Raw genomic sequence first — 14,200 nt, 5'->3', positions numbered from 1 at the left:
AACGACAGATGAAATTTGCGAAACTTCTTGCCGGAATCGGTTCTCTGACGGCCGCGGGCAGCGTTTGGGCGCAGTCCGCCCTGGACCGCCCCCTGGGCGATCTGGAGATCATCGGCGCCCCGGTCGACGACGGCCTCAACTTCCAGCCCGCCGTCACTGAGCTGGCCCGCGACATCCACTGGCTCGACAACTTCGTGCTGGTGATCATCACCCTGATCACCCTTTTTGTGACCGCGCTGCTGGTGTGGTGCATGTATCGCTTCCATCAGAAGCGCAACGCGACGCCCGCGACCTTCACCCACCATTCCACGCTCGAAGTGGCCTGGACGATGGTCCCCGTGGTCATCCTGGTCTTGATCGGCGCCTTCTCGGTCCCGGTGCTGTTCAAGCAGCAGCGCATCCCCGAAGGCGACGTGGTGATCAAAGCCACCGGCTACCAGTGGTACTGGGGCTACGAGTATGTCGACGAGGGCTTCGCCTTTGACAGCTTCATGATCGGCGCGGGCGAAAACCGCCTGACCCCGGACGTGTCCGCACAGCTGCAAGAGGCTGGCTATTCCGACGAGGAATTCCTGCTGGCGACCGACACCGCCGTGGTCGTGCCCGTAGGCAAGACCATCGTGATCCAGGTGACCGGCGCCGACGTAATCCACTCCTGGACGATCCCCTCCTTCGGGGTGAAGCAGGATGCCGTGCCGGGTCGCCTTGCCGCGCTGTGGTTCAAGCCCGAGCAGGAAGGCATCTATTTCGGTCAGTGCTCCGAGCTGTGCGGTCAGGCCCATGCCTACATGCCGATCACCGTGAAGGTGGTCAGCGAAGAGGCCTACGAGGCATGGCTGCAGCGCGCGACGGATGAATATGCCGACGCGGGCACCGCCCAGCCGATCCAGATCGCATCCAAGTAAGGGGTAGGGTGGGCCGTTCGGCCCACCATGCAAGCCAATGACCGACGCTACGCAAAATATCGGCACACAGACCGTCGTTCCCGGCGAGGGGCAGCTTGGTGATTACTGGGCGCTTCTGAAGCCGCGGGTGATGTCGCTGGTGGTGTTCACCGCCGCCGTCGGTGTCTTCGTTGCGCCGGTCTCGGTGCATCCGTTCATTGCCGCCGTGTCGATCCTGTTCATCGCCTTGGGCGGGGGCGCGTCCGGCGCGCTGAACATGTGGTACGACCACGACATCGACACCGTGATGAAGCGCACGTCGCGCCGTCCGGTGCCGGCGGGCAAGGTCACCCCGGGCGAGGCGCTGACGCTGGGCCTGTGGCTGTCAGCCATCTCGGTCGTGATGTTGGGTCTGGCGGCCAATTGGGTCGCCGCGGGCCTGTTGGCCTTCACCATCTTCTTCTACGCCGTCATCTACACGATGTGGCTGAAGCGCTGGACGCCGCAGAACATCGTGATCGGTGGCGCGGCGGGGGCCTTCCCGTCGATGATCGGCTGGGCCGTGGCCACCGGCGGGGTCTCGATCGAGGCGGTGCTGATGTTCTGCCTGACCTTCATGTGGACGCCGCCCCATTTCTGGGCGCTGGCGCTGTTCATGAACGAGGATTACTCCAAGGCGGGCGTGCCGATGCTGACGGTCACCCATGGCCGCCGCGAGACCCGCAAGCAAATTTTCATCTACGCCGCCCTGCTGGCCCCGCTGGCAATCGGCGCGGCCTTCACCTCGATCGGCGGGTGGATTTACTTCGTGGCGGCGCTCTACCTGAACGCCCGCTTCACTTGGGGCGCATGGAAGCTGTGGCAGCGCGACGAGACGCAGGCCGAGGCCGACGCCTACGCCGCCGAGAAGAAGTATTTCCGCTTCTCGCTTCTCTATCTCTTCGCAAGCTTCGGCGCGCTGCTGCTGCAGGCCGCCTGGGTCAAAGCCGGTATGGAGGCGTGGTTCTGATGGCACTGCAAGTTGAACATGATCTCCACAAGCGCCGCTTTGGCCGCAATCTGGGCGTGGGCCTGATCCTCGTGGGCTTCATCGCCATCATTTTCGGCCTGACCGTGGTCAAGGTTAAGAACACGGGCTTTGTTGAAGGCTATGACCATTCCGTCCGCTACGAGCTGGACCCGGAGATTCGCCAGAACCTCAACGAAGGGGGCGCGTCTGACTGATGGACGGCAAGCGCAAAACCCTTCTGTCGCTGGTCGGCGTTGTTTGCACGATGACCGCGCTCGGCTTCGCCTCAGTACCGCTCTATGACTGGTTCTGCCGGGTCACGGGCTATGGCGGCACGACGCTGGAGGCAAGCGCTGGCTCCGAGACGATCCTAGATCAGACCATCAAGGTCCGCTTCGACGCCTCCATCGCCAAGGACATGGCGTGGGAATTCACGCCCGTCGAGCGCGAGATGGAGGTCCGCATCGGCGAGACCGGTCTGGCCTTCTACGAGGCCTACAACCCAACGAACCGCCCCATCGCGGGATCGGCCAGCTACAATGTCTTTCCGTTCACCGCGGGCGGCTACTTCATCAAGATCGCCTGCTTCTGCTTTGAAGAGCAGGTCTTGCAGCCCGGCGAGCGCATCCAGATGCCCGTCACCTTCTACGTCGACCCGGAGATCGTCGACGACCCGGACGGCAAGCATATCGAGCAGATCACGCTCAGCTACACATTCTACGAAATCGACCTGCCCGAGCCGCAAGCGCAAGCCGCGCTTGACCTGGGCGCGGACAGCATCCAGACAGACTTGAACTAACAAGCCCACCAAGAGGGACGCCCCATGGCACACGCAAAGAACCACGACTACCACATCCTGCCGCCTTCCATTAACCCGCTGATCGGCTCCGTCGGGGCGTTCGTGATGCTCTCCGGCGCGGTGCTGTGGATGCATGACAACGGCCCGTGGATGTTCCTGATCGGCTTCGCCGCAGTGCTCTACACGATGTTCGCCTGGTGGTCCGACGTGGTCGAGGAAAGCCAGGTGGGCGACCACACGCCGGTCGTGCGCATCGGCCTGCGCTACGGCTTCATCTTCTTCATCATGTCCGAGGTGATGTTCTTCGTGGCGTGGTTCTGGAGCTTCTTCAAGCACGCGATGTACCCGATGGGTCCCGACAGCCCCGCGCAGGACGGCGTCTGGCCCCCCGCAGGCATCGAGACCTTTGATCCGTGGCACCTGCCGCTGATCAACACGCTGATCCTGCTCTGCTCCGGCGCGGCGGCGACATGGGCGCACCACGCTCTGGTCCATGAGAACAACCGCCAGGACCTCAAGAACGGGTTGTGGCTGGCCATCGTGCTGGGGGTGATCTTCACCTTCTTCCAGGCCTATGAGTACAGCCACGCGGCCTTCGGTTTCGCAGGTAACATCTACGGCGCGAACTTCTTCATGGCGACGGGTTTCCACGGCTTCCACGTGATCATCGGCACGCTGTTCCTGGCAGTCTGCCTGATCCGTGCCTATGCGGGCCACTTCACGCCGGAAAAGCATGTCGGCTTCGAGGCCGCCGCCTGGTACTGGCACTTCGTTGACGTGGTCTGGCTGTTCCTGTTCGCCGCGGTCTACGTCTGGGGCGGCTGATTTTCTGACACAGAAAATCGACAAAATTTTTGGTAAAAATTTTTCGGCGCGGGGGGCAACCCTCGCGCTGCGTCGTTGAGGTAAGGCTTCCATGATCAAACGCATGATCTTTCCACTGCTGCTCGGGCTCGCGGGGTGCGCGATCCTGATGTCGCTGGGGCTCTGGCAGGTGCAGCGGCTCGATTGGAAAGAGACGATGCTGGCCGAGATCGACGCCCGCATCGCCGCCGCGCCGGTGGCCGTCCCGGCCACGCCCGACCCGCAGGCCGACCGCTTCCTGCCCGTCACCGCCACCGGCACCATCGGCGCGGAGCGCCTGCGCATCCTTGTGAGCCAGAAGAAGATCGGCGCGGGTTACCGGATCATCTCGCCCTTCATGACGGAAGACGGGCGCACCATCCTGCTCGACCGGGGCATCCTGCCGATCCAGGCGGAGCTGCCCGCGCCGCCCGCAGGCCCCGTCACCGTGCAGGGAAATCTCCATTGGCCCGACGAGGTCGATGACTATACGCCCGAGCCGGATCTGGGCCGCGACATCTGGTTCGCCCGTGACGTGCCGCGCATGGCGGACGCGCTCGGCACCGAGCCGGTCCTGCTGGTCCTGCGCGCATCCGAGCCCGCAAGCCCCGCCATCACGCCCTTGCCCGTCAGCCGCGCGGGTATCCCCAATGACCATCTATCCTACGCCGTGACATGGTTTTCGCTGGCGGTGATATGGTTTGGGATGACAGTCTTTTTGCTTTGGCGTATCAGGCAGCGGACCGTTTGAAGGAACACCCCATGCGCTACATCTCGACCCGCGGCAAAGCCCCTGTGCTGAGCTTCGAGCAGGCGATGCTCACCGGCCTCGCCCGCGACGGGGGGCTTTACCTGCCCGAGACGATCCCGACGCTGGATGCGGACGCCATTCGCGCGATGCGCGGTGCGACGTATGAGGACGTCGCCTTTACTGTGATGAAGCCCTTCATCGGCGACACCTTCACCGACGCCGAGTTCCGCGAGATCATCGCGTGCGCCTATGCGGGCTTCGGCCACGACGCCCGCGCGCCGATGGTGCAGCTTGGACCCAACCACTTCCTGCTGGAGCTGTTCCACGGGCCGACCTTGGCCTTCAAGGACTTCGCCATGCAGATGATCGGGCAGATGTTCCAGAAGGCGCTGAGCCGTTCGGGCGAGCGGGTGACGATCGTCGGCGCAACCTCGGGCGACACGGGTTCTGCCGCGATCGAGGCGTTTCGCGGCCTTGATGCGGTCGACGTCTTCATCCTGTTCCCCAATGGCCGCGTCTCCGACGTGCAGCGCCGCCAGATGACGACCCCGTCCGAGGCCAATGTGCACGCGTTGGCGGTCGAGGGCGATTTCGACACCTGCCAGGCGGCCGTCAAAGACATGTTCAACGATTTCGACTTCCGCGACGGCGTGCGGCTGGCGGGCGTGAACTCGATCAACTTCGCCCGCGTGCTGGCGCAGGTGGTCTACTATTTCACCTCCGCCGTGTCGCTGGGCGCGCCGGACCGCACGGTCAGCTTCACCGTGCCCACGGGCAATTTCGGCGACATCTTCGCAGGCTACATCGCCAAGCAGATGGGCCTGCCGATCGAGACGTTGGTGATCGCCACGAACCAGAATGACATCCTGCACCGCACGCTGGAGACGGGCGCCTACACGACCGAGGGCGTGAAGCCGTCAATCAGCCCGTCGATGGACATTCAGGTCAGCTCCAACTTCGAGCGGGCGTTGTTTTACGCCTACGAGCAGGACGGCGCGGCGGTGGCCGCCGAGATGGATAGCCTGAAAGCCACGGGCGAGTTCAAGGTAAGCCAAGGCGCCTACGAGGCGCTGAAAAGCACCTACGCGTCGGGCCGGGTCAGCGAAGCGCAGACATCGGCCATGATCACCCGCGCGCAGGCCGAGATGGGCGAGCTGCTCTGCCCGCACTCCGCCGTGGGTGTCCACGTGGCCGAGGCGCATCTGGGCGCGACACCTATGGTCACTCTCGCCACCGCGCACCCCGCGAAATTCCCCGCCGCGGTCGAGGCCGCGTCGGGGCACCACCCGGCGCTGCCGCCGCGCATGGCGGACCTGTTCGACAAGCCCGAGCGCATGACCGAGCTGCCCGGCGATGTCGAGGCGATCAAGGCGGTGATCCGCGAACGGATCGGCGCATGACCCAGGCCTTGCACACCCTGCCAAACGGCTTTCGCATCGTGACGGAGCATATGCCGGGGCTCGAAAGTGCCTCCATCGGCATCTGGGTTAACGCGGGCGGACGCCATGAGCGGGCCGAGCAGAACGGCATCGCGCATTTCCTCGAACACATGGCCTTCAAAGGGACCGAGCGGCGCTCGGCCTTGCAGATCGCCGAGGCCATCGAAGACGTGGGCGGCTATATCAACGCCTACACCTCGCGCGAGGTGACCGCATATTACGCCCGCGTGCTGAAGGATGACGTTCCGCTGGCAATGGACGTGATCGGGGACATCCTGCGCAACCCGGTCTTTGACACCCGCGAGATCGAGGTCGAGCGCGGCGTGATCCTGCAGGAAATCGGCATGTCGCTCGATACGCCCGACGACATCATCTTCGATTGGCTGCAAGAGGCGGCCTACCCGGGCCAGCCCATCGGGCGCACGATCCTGGGGCCGAGCGAGCGGGTGCGCAGCTTCTCGCGCGCGGACCTGTCCGGGTTTGTTTCCGAACACTATGGCCCGCAGAACCTGATCCTGTCGGCGGCGGGCGCGGTCGATCACGACATGATCGTGCGCATGGCCGAAGAGATGTTTGGCGACATGACCGCCGGGGTCGCGCAGCCGACCGAGGGCGCGCGCTTCGCCGCGGGCGAGCGGCGCGAGATCAAGGCGCTGGAGCAGGCCCATTTCACCCTCGCGTTGGAAGCCCCGGGCTACCGCGACGATGATTTCTACACCGCGCAGATCTTCGCCTCGGCCTTCGGCGGCGGCATGTCATCGCGGCTGTTCCAGGAGGCGCGCGAGAAGCGGGGCCTGTGCTATTCGGTCTACGCCTCCATCGGCAGCTATTCCGACACAGGCATGATGACGGTCTATGCGGGCACCTCGGACGAGGACATCGCTGGCCTGGCGGAGATCACCGTGGACGAGCTGAAGCGCGCCGCAGACGATATGTCGGATGCCGAGGTCGACCGCGCCCGCGCGCAGATGAAAGCGGGGCTGTTGATGGGGCTGGAAAGCCCGTCGTCGCGCGCGGAGCGTCTGGCGCGGCTGGTCGGCATCTGGGGGCGTGTGCCCCCCCTGTCGGAAACGGTTGAGAAGATCGACGCGGTCAATACCGGCGACGTGCGCGCCTTTGCCCAGCGGCTTGCGGGCGCGCGGGCTGCCATGGCGCTTTACGGTCCGGTCGAGGCTGCGCATTCGCTGGATTACGTGACGCGGAGACTGGCCGCCTGATGCTGAAGCGCAAACGCAAGGTCCGCATCGAGACAGAGCGCATGACCCTGCGCCTGCCCCAGCACGGCGATTACCGCGCGTGGGCCGCGCTGCGGCAGGCGTCGATCGAGTTTCTGACCCCGTGGGAGCCGTCCTGGGCGGTCGATCACCTCACCCGCAAGAGCTTCACCAACCGGGTCTATTGGGCGCAGCGCTCGGTGGCCAATGGCAACGCGGTGCCGGTCTTCATGGAACGCCGCGACGACCGCGCGCTGCTGGGCGCGATCACGCTCGACAATATTCGCCGCGGCCCGGCGCAGGCGGGCACGCTGGGCTACTGGATCGGCGAGACCTACGCGCGGCAGGGCTACATGCGCGAAGCCATCCTCGGGCTGGTGCATTACGCGTTCACCTCGCTCGATCTCAGCCGGATCGAGGCCGCTTGCCTGCCCGAAAATACCGCCTCCCGCGGGGTGCTGGAGAAGTCCGGCTTCAAATACGAAGGCGTTGCGCAAAGCTACCTGCAGATCAACGGGCGGTGGCGCAACCATGTGCTGTTTGCCAATTTGCGCAGCGACCGGCGCGGAAAAACCGACGTCGGGTAGGCGGAAGCGGCGGGATTTGAGTATTTTTGCCAAAACGAAGCCAGAATTGATTTGCCAGACCCGGCTCGGCGCTTAACCTTAACCCCATGCGGTGGGTTCTTCTCTTTCTTCTTCTTCCGATGATGGCCGCGGCACAGGATCGCCGTCCCAGCCATTGCATTGCCCTAGCCGATGCGCCGGGCATCGAATATGTGCACCGCGCGGCGTTTGGCGACGCGCTGGAGGAATACTCCGTCCGGCTGAACTACGTGGCCCATGCGACCTTCCTTCTGGAAACGGCGGGCGGGCTTTCCGTGGCCACCGATTACACCGGGTTTCTGGGCAGCGTTGATTTCGTGCCGACTGTCGTCACGATGAACCACGCCCATGACAGTCATTGGACGGCCCTGCCGGACGAGCGCATCCCCCATGTGTTGAAAGGCTGGGGCGACGGGCGTACGCCCAATGAGCATCACCTTGATCTGGGCGAGATGCTGGTGCGCAACGTGCCCACGGATATTCGCAATCAATACTCCGGCGGGGTCGAGAAATACGGCAACTCCATCTTCGTCTTCGAGGTGGCGGGGCTCTGCATCGGCCATCTGGGCCACCTCCACCACATGCCCGATGATGCGCAGTTTGCGGCCCTTGGGCGGCTCGACGTGGTGATGGCCCCGGTCGATGGCGGGCTGACGCTGGATCTGCCTACGATGATCGAGGTGCTGACGCGCTTGCGCTCGTCGGTGGTGATCCCGATGCATTACTGGGGCGACGCGTCCTTGCGCGAATTTGTCAGCGGCATGTCCCAGCAGTTCGACATCGAGCGGCGCGGCGGCTCGTCGATCGAGCTGTCCCTGCGCACCCTGCCGCAACGCCCCACGGTGATCACCCTGCGACCGGCCTATCTGCGCGCGAGCGGCGAGTAGTTGTCCTTCCCCCGGGCGCGCGCGATAAGGCGGTCATGTTGAATTCTGTGACAGACGCGTTCCGCGCGGATTTGAAAGCGAGGCTGCCCGCGGCGGCCTTTCGCGACCTGACCCCAAATTATCTTGAAGAGCCCCGCGGCCGCTATGCGGGGGGCGACGGTTTTCTGATCGCGCCGGGTTCGACCCAGGAGGTCGCCGCGGTCGTGAGCGCCTGCGCGAGCGCGGGCGTGGGCATTATCCCCTATGGCGGCGGCACTGGGCTGGTCGGCGGCCAGATCGCCGAAGATGGCCCGGTCCCGGTGATCCTGTCGCTCGAGCGCATGACCGCGATCCGGGAGGTCTGGCCGGACGAGAATGTCATGGTGGCCGAAGCGGGCGCGATCCTGTCTTCGGTGCAAGACGCGGCGGATGCTGTGAACCGGCTGTTTCCGCTCTCGCTCGCCTCGGAAGGCTCGGCGCGGATTGGCGGCAACCTTGCGACCAATGCGGGCGGGGTGAACGTGCTGCGCTACGGCAACGCGCGCGATCTGTGCCTGGGCGTCGAGGCGGTGCTGCCCGACGGCTCGATCCTGCGCGGGCTGTCGCGGCTGAAGAAGAACAACACGGGCTATGACATGCGCCACCTGCTGGTGGGGGCGGAGGGCTCTCTTGGCATCATCACCGCAGCATCGCTGCGGCTGTTCCCCAAGCCGCAGGCCGAAGGCGCCGCGCTGATGGTCGTCCGCGACCCGGAAGCGGCGCTGTCGCTTCTGGCGCTGGCGGGCGATCTGCTGGGCAGCCAGGTGTCGGCCTTCGAGCTGATGCACCGGCAGGGCTTGGATTTTCTGGCGGAGGTCGGACCAGAGGTCCGCGCGCCGTTCGAGGCGCCGCCGGAATGGATGGTGCTGGTTGATCTGGGCTGTTTTGCGGGCGTCGACCCAGCGGAAGCGCTGGAGCAGCTGTTTGCGGAAGCCGCAGAGCGCGATCTTGTGAGCGACGGCGTCATCGCGCAATCCGAGCAGCAGCGGCGGGATTTCTGGGTGATCCGTGAAAGCATCCCCGAGGCGAACCGGCGCATCGGCTCGGTCTCGTCCCACGACATCTCGGTGCCCGTGGGCCGCATCCCCGACTTTATCGCGCGCGGCGGGCAGGCGCTGGCCCAAGTTGGCGATTTCCGGATCAACTGCTTTGGCCATGTGGGCGATGGGAACCTGCATTACAACGTTTTCCCGCAGCCCGGGAAGACCCGCGCCGATCACGAGCATCAGCGTGGCGCGGTCAAGCGCGTCGTTCATGATCTGGTGGCCGAAATGGACGGCTCGATCTCCGCGGAGCACGGCATCGGGCGGCTGAAGGTCTACGATCTGAACCGATACGGCGACCCGGCAAAACTCGCGGCAATGCGCGCGATCAAGGCGGCGCTGGATCCCAAGGGGATCATGAACCCGGGCGCGGTGGTGGGGTAGAAGCCGCGTCGACGCGGCTTCACCTCACCCGAGATAGAGCGCGCCCAAAGCCAGGCAGGCCGGGACGGTCTGCACATAGAGGATGCGCCGCGACGCGGTCGCGGCTCCGAATACCCCGGCCACGGCGACGCAAAGCAGGAAAAACGTGGCCACGTTCACCTGCCACGCAGGTGTCCCAATGAGCAAGGCCCAGATCAGCCCCGCGGCCAGAAAACCGTTATAGAGCCCCTGATTGGCGGCCATTGCTTTCGTCGGCTCGAATAGGTCGCGTGGGAAGCTGCGGAAAATTCTCGGGCCACGGCTTGTCCAGGCGAACATCTCGAACCAGGCGATATAGAGATGCAGCAGGGCGATCAGCCCGATCAGGACCGTGGCGAGCAGAGGCATTGGCGCGGGGCCTTTAAACAGGGGACAGGCCCGCAGTAGACCCGCGCCATCCCGCTTTGTAAATGCCGCTCAGGCGCCCTCGAACTGGCAGAGCGCGTGGACCTCCTGGCCCATCGCCTCCAGCTTGGCGCGTCCGCCAAGCTCTGGCAGGTCGATGATGAAGCCGCAGCCGACCACCTCGGCCCCCAGCTTCTCGATCAGTTTGATGCCGGCCTCGGCGGTGCCACCCGTGGCCAGCAGGTCGTCGATCAGCAGCACCTTCTCGCCAGGCTGCAGGCTGTCATCATGAAGCTCCACGGTCGCTTGGCCATATTCCAGCTGGTAGTCCTGCTCGATCGTGCTGCCCGGCAGCTTGCCCTTCTTGCGGATCGGCACAAAGCCCACCGACAGCTGATGCGCAATCGCGCCGCCCAGGATGAAGCCGCGCGCCTCCAGCCCTGCCACCTTGTCGAAGCGCTGCCCTGCATAGGGGTGCAGCAGCTGGTCGATAGCCATGCGGAAGCCGCGCGGGTCCAGAAACAGCGTGGTGACGTCCCGGAACATGATCCCCTCATGGGGGAAGTCAGGGATGGTGCGGATGTAGTCTTTGACCTGCATTGGGGCTCCGGAGTTGAACAGCACCAAACCCGGATACCCCAAGGGCGCGCGTGGCGCTAGCCCAGGCTGGCGGCCTGCACATGCATCCAGTCGAAGTTGCGCACACGGCCCAGCGAGGTCCAGCCGTTCCGCTCCCAGATTTCCCAGAAGTCGGTGCAGTCGGGATGGGCGAAGCTGGCGCGGCCGCGGCCCCATTTCAGGCGGTTGCGCTCCGGATCGAAGTCGATGGCGATGCCCCAGGAATGGGTCGACCATTTCGAGCCGCCGCGCATCTTGCGCGGGTTGTAGTCGCCACCGAACAGATCGAAGCCCAGCCGGGTGATCTCGGCCAGCCCGTACTGCTCATGCACGCGCTCGACGATCTCGCCGAGGCTGTCGGCGACCTTCTCGTGGACCTTGAAGCCCGAGCGGCGCTGGCTCTTGTTCCACGCGATCTTCAAGGGCCAGGGGCAGGGCACCGAGACCAGCTTGGGCGAGCGCCCGCCGGGGATGCCGTGGGGCCCATAGAACGACGTCATCTCGGACTGTTTGCAGAATTTGAACTTCTCGGGCTTGGCGGGCTCCACATCGCGCCATGCATGCACGAAGCCCGATTTCAGCTTCTCTTCGAGCGCGTCCGCGGCCCAGGCGGTCTGCGGCCCCCAGAACCCGTCCACGGTGCCCGCATCCACGTCATTGGCGTGGCAATACATCTGCAGGAACATGATCGTCTGGCGCTTGCCATTGTGGCGGTCCCATCCCGCGGGCGGCGTGCCGCCGATCTGCGGGATGCCCTTCTTGACGGCGGCGTGGGTCTTGGGGCCACGGTCCCCATCGATACGGCCAGAATAGTGGCCCATGTCTTTCAGCTTGCTTTGAACAAGTTTGATGGCTGCGCTGTCCATGCGAAAAATCCCCTTGTTGAAAAATCTACCCTCAGGTGGGCCTGAGTTTACGCTAGGGAAGCGAGTCTCGGGTGTGAAATCGTAAAACGCTGAAAACGCAAGAAAAACATAGCCGAACGGCGCCCGGCGTCACACTTTTCTCACAAGGGGGATGGCGCGGCCTGTGCTATGATGAGCGCACAGCACACATACCTTTTTCTTTCAGGAGTTTGACCAATGCGCCTTTTGACTGTGGCCCTCCTGGGCCTGTTAGCCGCCAGTTTTTCCGTCGCCGCCGCAGATTGCCCGGAGGGGTATTACAATTGCGGTGGGAACCTCTGCTGCCCGAAATGAGGGCGGTGTCATGAAAAACAAACTGATCTTTTACCCGCTGGTGATCTTCGGCTCGGCGCTGCTGATCGCCTTTACCGCGAGCCATTTCCTGACGGTGAGCTTTGACGACGTGCTCTACCACAAGCGCCACGTGAACTCGGACCGGCTGAACGCGCCGTGGCCCGGCAAGGCCTATGCCTTCTACAAGCCCACCGGCCAGTTCGAGGCGACACCTTTGTGTTCGCTGGAGATGGCGGATCTTCAGATCGACAAGGACAAGGTGACCTTCCACGCGCAAAACACCGTGGGCAAGCAATTCTCGCAGGCCCTGAGCTACGTGATGACCGCGTCCGGCATGAGCAAGGAAGAGACCTCCTACCAGGTTTATTCTGTCTCGCTGGACCTGCCGCTGGAGAAGAGCTTTACCAGCACCGGCGAGGCGAAATTCCTCGAGTATTGCCAGGATCGGGTCGCGGAAAAGGCCGCCGATACCGACTACGTCGTCTATCAGGTGGAGAACGCCTATTTCGACTTCGACACCGAGACCGGGCACAACGAGTGGAAGATGGTGTCCTTCAAGCCCAAGCCGGTGATCTTCGTGCGCTGCGAGCCGGGCGCGCCGGACAACCCGCCGCAATGCGACAATGAGTTGCTCGACTACCGCGCGGCGAACTGGGTGACCAAGGTGAAGTATATGCTTGGGCTGATCTCTATCTCCTGACCCCGGGCGGTGGCAGACTTTCGAGGAAAGTCTGCGGCCAAAGTCTCGCGGAGACTTTGCGTGCGCCAGGGACCCGGGGATGCGTGCCCGCTTTCAGCCAAGCACCCGGCCCGCCACCGCGTCGAGCTTGGCCACCATCGCCGGGTCGCGTGCGTCGGGCTGGGTGATCAGCGCAAATTCCAGCGCGCGGTCGCAGCCATGGGGGCAGGGCGCGCGCGCGGCTCCGAGCAGTCCGGGCAGCAGCGCCACCATATCGCGGGCATGGGCCGCGTTGCCCATCAGCGTCGCGATGATCTGCGTCACATCCACCTCGCCATGGTCCGGATGCCAGCTGTCATAATCGGTGATCATCGCGACCGAGGCGTAGCAAAGCTCCGCCTCGCGGGCGAGCTTCGCCTCGGGCATGTTCGTCATGCCGATCACGTCCGCGCCCCAGCTTTCGCGGTACATCTTGCTTTCCGCCAGGGTCGAGAATTGCGGGCCCTCCATCGCCAGATAGGTGCCGCCCTTATGAACGGTCACGCCCACCTCCTTGGCTGCTGTCAGGCAGGCCTCGCCCAGCCTTGGGCAGGTCGGATGCGCGACCGAGACATGGGCCACCAAACCTTGCCCGAAGAACGACTTCTCGCGCGCAAGCGTGCGGTCAATGAACTGATCGACAACGACAAAATCCCCCGGCGCCATCTCTTCGCGAAACGAGCCGCAGGCCGAGACCGAGATCACATCCGTCACTCCCAGCCGCTTCAGCGCGTCGATATTGGCGCGGTAGGGCACGGTCGTTGGCGAATGCACATGCCCCCGCCCGTGGCGTGGCAGGAAGGCCATCTTCACGCCCCCCAACGTACCCGTCAGGATCGCATCCGACGGTGCGCCCCAAGGCGTGTCGACGTTTTGCCATTCGGCCCCCTCGAGCCCCTCGATGTCATAGAGGCCAGAGCCGCCGATTACGCCGATGTAAGTGTCTGTCGTGGGGTCTGCCATGGGGGAGCCTTTGCCTGATCAATGGGTCGTCGCCCGTCATATTGGCGCAAGGTTACCCGGATGAAAATGCACCGTTCGGTGGGGGCGGTTGGTTTTCTGTTCTTTGCCCGGAATCAAGCGCGTTAGCGCGCCGGGCATCGCCAGACCGCCCGACAGGGCTGGCGATTTGGCAAGCTTGGGCGCACAGCAATCCTTGAAGATGTACTTTGCAACCATAAAGCGCTTTAGCGGTACCCTGGGATCGCCACCCCGCGGTCTGGCGCTAGCCTGTCAGGTGACTCGCCGTTAAGGAATGTCAGGTATGCGCAAGTATTCCGTGCAATCCCCGACTGCGTGCGCTAACAGGCCCGCGACCAAGCGAACAGACCAGACCCAAACATAAGGCATAGGCGTGACTGACACGATTATGGCGAAGCTCGCCCGTAACCCGATCCTCAACGAC

At 64.2% G+C, this 14,200-nt stretch carries 16 protein-coding genes; 12 read left to right on the top strand and 4 right to left on the bottom strand.

Annotation, left to right across the window (positions count from 1 at the left end; genetic code table 11):
• Positions 1-8 precede the first annotated feature (8 nt).
• The 11 genes from coxB (at position 9) to C8N43_RS08085 (ending at position 9,876) form a co-directional block, all read left to right on the top strand.
• On the top strand, positions 9-905 hold the full coding sequence (coxB, locus tag C8N43_RS08135) for a cytochrome c oxidase subunit II (protein WP_107845120.1): 897 nt from the start codon (positions 9-11) through the stop codon (positions 903-905).
• A 37-nt stretch (positions 906-942) separates the two neighbouring features.
• On the top strand, positions 943-1,893 hold the full coding sequence (gene cyoE / locus C8N43_RS08130; protein ID WP_107845119.1) for a heme o synthase: 951 nt from the start codon (positions 943-945) through the stop codon (positions 1,891-1,893).
• Positions 1,893-2,108 carry a hypothetical protein gene (locus C8N43_RS08125; protein WP_107845118.1) on the top strand — a complete coding sequence of 72 codons (216 nt, stop codon included), beginning with the start codon at positions 1,893-1,895 and terminating at the stop codon, positions 2,106-2,108. The genes cyoE and C8N43_RS08125 overlap by 1 nt, the downstream gene beginning before the upstream one ends.
• Complete coding sequence (locus tag C8N43_RS08120; RefSeq protein ID WP_107845117.1) at positions 2,108-2,692, top strand: cytochrome c oxidase assembly protein; 585 nt, start codon at positions 2,108-2,110, stop codon at positions 2,690-2,692. The genes C8N43_RS08125 and C8N43_RS08120 overlap by 1 nt, the downstream gene beginning before the upstream one ends.
• A gap of 24 nt (positions 2,693-2,716) precedes the next feature.
• Positions 2,717-3,517 carry a cytochrome c oxidase subunit 3 gene (locus C8N43_RS08115; protein WP_107845116.1) on the top strand — a complete coding sequence of 267 codons (801 nt, stop codon included), beginning with the start codon at positions 2,717-2,719 and terminating at the stop codon, positions 3,515-3,517.
• Positions 3,518-3,608: 91 nt separating this feature from the next.
• Positions 3,609-4,286, top strand: coding sequence for an SURF1 family protein (locus C8N43_RS08110; protein ID WP_107845115.1), 678 nt, complete (start codon positions 3,609-3,611; stop codon positions 4,284-4,286).
• An 11-nt stretch (positions 4,287-4,297) separates the two neighbouring features.
• Positions 4,298-5,686 (top strand): threonine synthase, encoded by a 1,389-nt coding sequence (gene thrC, locus C8N43_RS08105; RefSeq protein WP_107845114.1) that lies wholly within the window; start codon positions 4,298-4,300, stop codon positions 5,684-5,686.
• Positions 5,683-6,942: a M16 family metallopeptidase gene (locus C8N43_RS08100; protein WP_107845113.1), complete on the top strand. Its 1,260-nt coding sequence runs from the start codon at positions 5,683-5,685 to the stop codon at positions 6,940-6,942. Before thrC ends, C8N43_RS08100 begins: the two co-directional genes overlap by 4 nt.
• Positions 6,942-7,526: a GNAT family N-acetyltransferase gene (locus tag C8N43_RS08095; RefSeq protein ID WP_107845112.1), complete on the top strand. Its 585-nt coding sequence runs from the start codon at positions 6,942-6,944 to the stop codon at positions 7,524-7,526. The genes C8N43_RS08100 and C8N43_RS08095 overlap by 1 nt, the downstream gene beginning before the upstream one ends.
• 86 nt (positions 7,527-7,612) lie before the next feature.
• Positions 7,613-8,431 (top strand): MBL fold metallo-hydrolase, encoded by an 819-nt coding sequence (locus tag C8N43_RS08090; protein WP_107845111.1) that lies wholly within the window; start codon positions 7,613-7,615, stop codon positions 8,429-8,431.
• 35 nt (positions 8,432-8,466) lie between these two features.
• Entirely contained in the window at positions 8,467-9,876 is a 1,410-nt protein-coding gene (locus C8N43_RS08085) for an FAD-binding oxidoreductase (RefSeq protein ID WP_107845110.1), read from the top strand.
• A gap of 24 nt (positions 9,877-9,900) precedes the next feature.
• On the opposite strand, the gene C8N43_RS08080 is transcribed toward C8N43_RS08085, so the two are convergent.
• The 3 genes from C8N43_RS08080 to C8N43_RS08070 form a co-directional block, all read right to left on the bottom strand.
• Complete coding sequence (locus C8N43_RS08080; RefSeq protein ID WP_107845109.1) at positions 9,901-10,263, bottom strand: DUF1304 domain-containing protein; 363 nt, start codon at positions 10,261-10,263, stop codon at positions 9,901-9,903.
• A gap of 69 nt (positions 10,264-10,332) precedes the next feature.
• A complete protein-coding gene (locus C8N43_RS08075) occupies positions 10,333-10,860 on the bottom strand; it encodes an adenine phosphoribosyltransferase (RefSeq protein WP_107845108.1) in 528 nt (175 codons plus the stop codon).
• Positions 10,861-10,916: 56 nt separating this feature from the next.
• Entirely contained in the window at positions 10,917-11,744 is an 828-nt protein-coding gene (locus C8N43_RS08070) for a M15 family metallopeptidase (RefSeq protein ID WP_107845107.1), read from the bottom strand.
• A 343-nt stretch (positions 11,745-12,087) separates the two neighbouring features.
• Between C8N43_RS08070 and C8N43_RS08065 the strand changes: the two genes are divergently transcribed.
• Positions 12,088-12,777: a hypothetical protein gene (locus tag C8N43_RS08065; protein ID WP_107845106.1), complete on the top strand. Its 690-nt coding sequence runs from the start codon at positions 12,088-12,090 to the stop codon at positions 12,775-12,777.
• A gap of 93 nt (positions 12,778-12,870) precedes the next feature.
• On the opposite strand, the gene C8N43_RS08060 is transcribed toward C8N43_RS08065, so the two are convergent.
• Entirely contained in the window at positions 12,871-13,758 is an 888-nt protein-coding gene (locus tag C8N43_RS08060; RefSeq protein WP_107845105.1) for an S-methyl-5'-thioadenosine phosphorylase, read from the bottom strand.
• Between the last annotated feature and the right edge of the window lie 442 nt (positions 13,759-14,200).

The sequence above is a fragment of the Litoreibacter ponti genome, from assembly GCF_003054285.1.
Lineage (GTDB): Bacteria > Pseudomonadota > Alphaproteobacteria > Rhodobacterales > Rhodobacteraceae > Litoreibacter > Litoreibacter ponti.
Note: the sequence above shows the minus strand (reverse complement) of the source record. Positions and strands in the feature narration are given on the sequence as shown.

Bases quoted from the DNA above. Each gene is read 5' to 3' on its own strand.
- coxB (WP_107845120.1), top strand. From the start codon at position 9: ATGAAATTTGCGAAACTTCTTGCCGGAATCGGTTCTCTGACGGCCGCG.
- cyoE (WP_107845119.1), top strand. From the start codon at position 943: ATGACCGACGCTACGCAAAATATCGGCACACAGACCGTCGTTCCCGGC.
- C8N43_RS08125 (WP_107845118.1), top strand. From the start codon at position 1,893: ATGGCACTGCAAGTTGAACATGATCTCCACAAGCGCCGCTTTGGCCGC.
- C8N43_RS08120 (WP_107845117.1), top strand. From the start codon at position 2,108: ATGGACGGCAAGCGCAAAACCCTTCTGTCGCTGGTCGGCGTTGTTTGC.
- C8N43_RS08115 (WP_107845116.1), top strand. From the start codon at position 2,717: ATGGCACACGCAAAGAACCACGACTACCACATCCTGCCGCCTTCCATT.
- C8N43_RS08110 (WP_107845115.1), top strand. From the start codon at position 3,609: ATGATCAAACGCATGATCTTTCCACTGCTGCTCGGGCTCGCGGGGTGC.
- thrC (WP_107845114.1), top strand. From the start codon at position 4,298: ATGCGCTACATCTCGACCCGCGGCAAAGCCCCTGTGCTGAGCTTCGAG.
- C8N43_RS08100 (WP_107845113.1), top strand. From the start codon at position 5,683: ATGACCCAGGCCTTGCACACCCTGCCAAACGGCTTTCGCATCGTGACG.
- C8N43_RS08095 (WP_107845112.1), top strand. From the start codon at position 6,942: ATGCTGAAGCGCAAACGCAAGGTCCGCATCGAGACAGAGCGCATGACC.
- C8N43_RS08090 (WP_107845111.1), top strand. From the start codon at position 7,613: ATGCGGTGGGTTCTTCTCTTTCTTCTTCTTCCGATGATGGCCGCGGCA.
- C8N43_RS08085 (WP_107845110.1), top strand. From the start codon at position 8,467: ATGTTGAATTCTGTGACAGACGCGTTCCGCGCGGATTTGAAAGCGAGG.
- C8N43_RS08080 (WP_107845109.1), bottom strand. From the start codon at position 10,263: ATGCCTCTGCTCGCCACGGTCCTGATCGGGCTGATCGCCCTGCTGCAT.
- C8N43_RS08075 (WP_107845108.1), bottom strand. From the start codon at position 10,860: ATGCAGGTCAAAGACTACATCCGCACCATCCCTGACTTCCCCCATGAG.
- C8N43_RS08070 (WP_107845107.1), bottom strand. From the start codon at position 11,744: ATGGACAGCGCAGCCATCAAACTTGTTCAAAGCAAGCTGAAAGACATG.
- C8N43_RS08065 (WP_107845106.1), top strand. From the start codon at position 12,088: ATGAAAAACAAACTGATCTTTTACCCGCTGGTGATCTTCGGCTCGGCG.
- C8N43_RS08060 (WP_107845105.1), bottom strand. From the start codon at position 13,758: ATGGCAGACCCCACGACAGACACTTACATCGGCGTAATCGGCGGCTCT.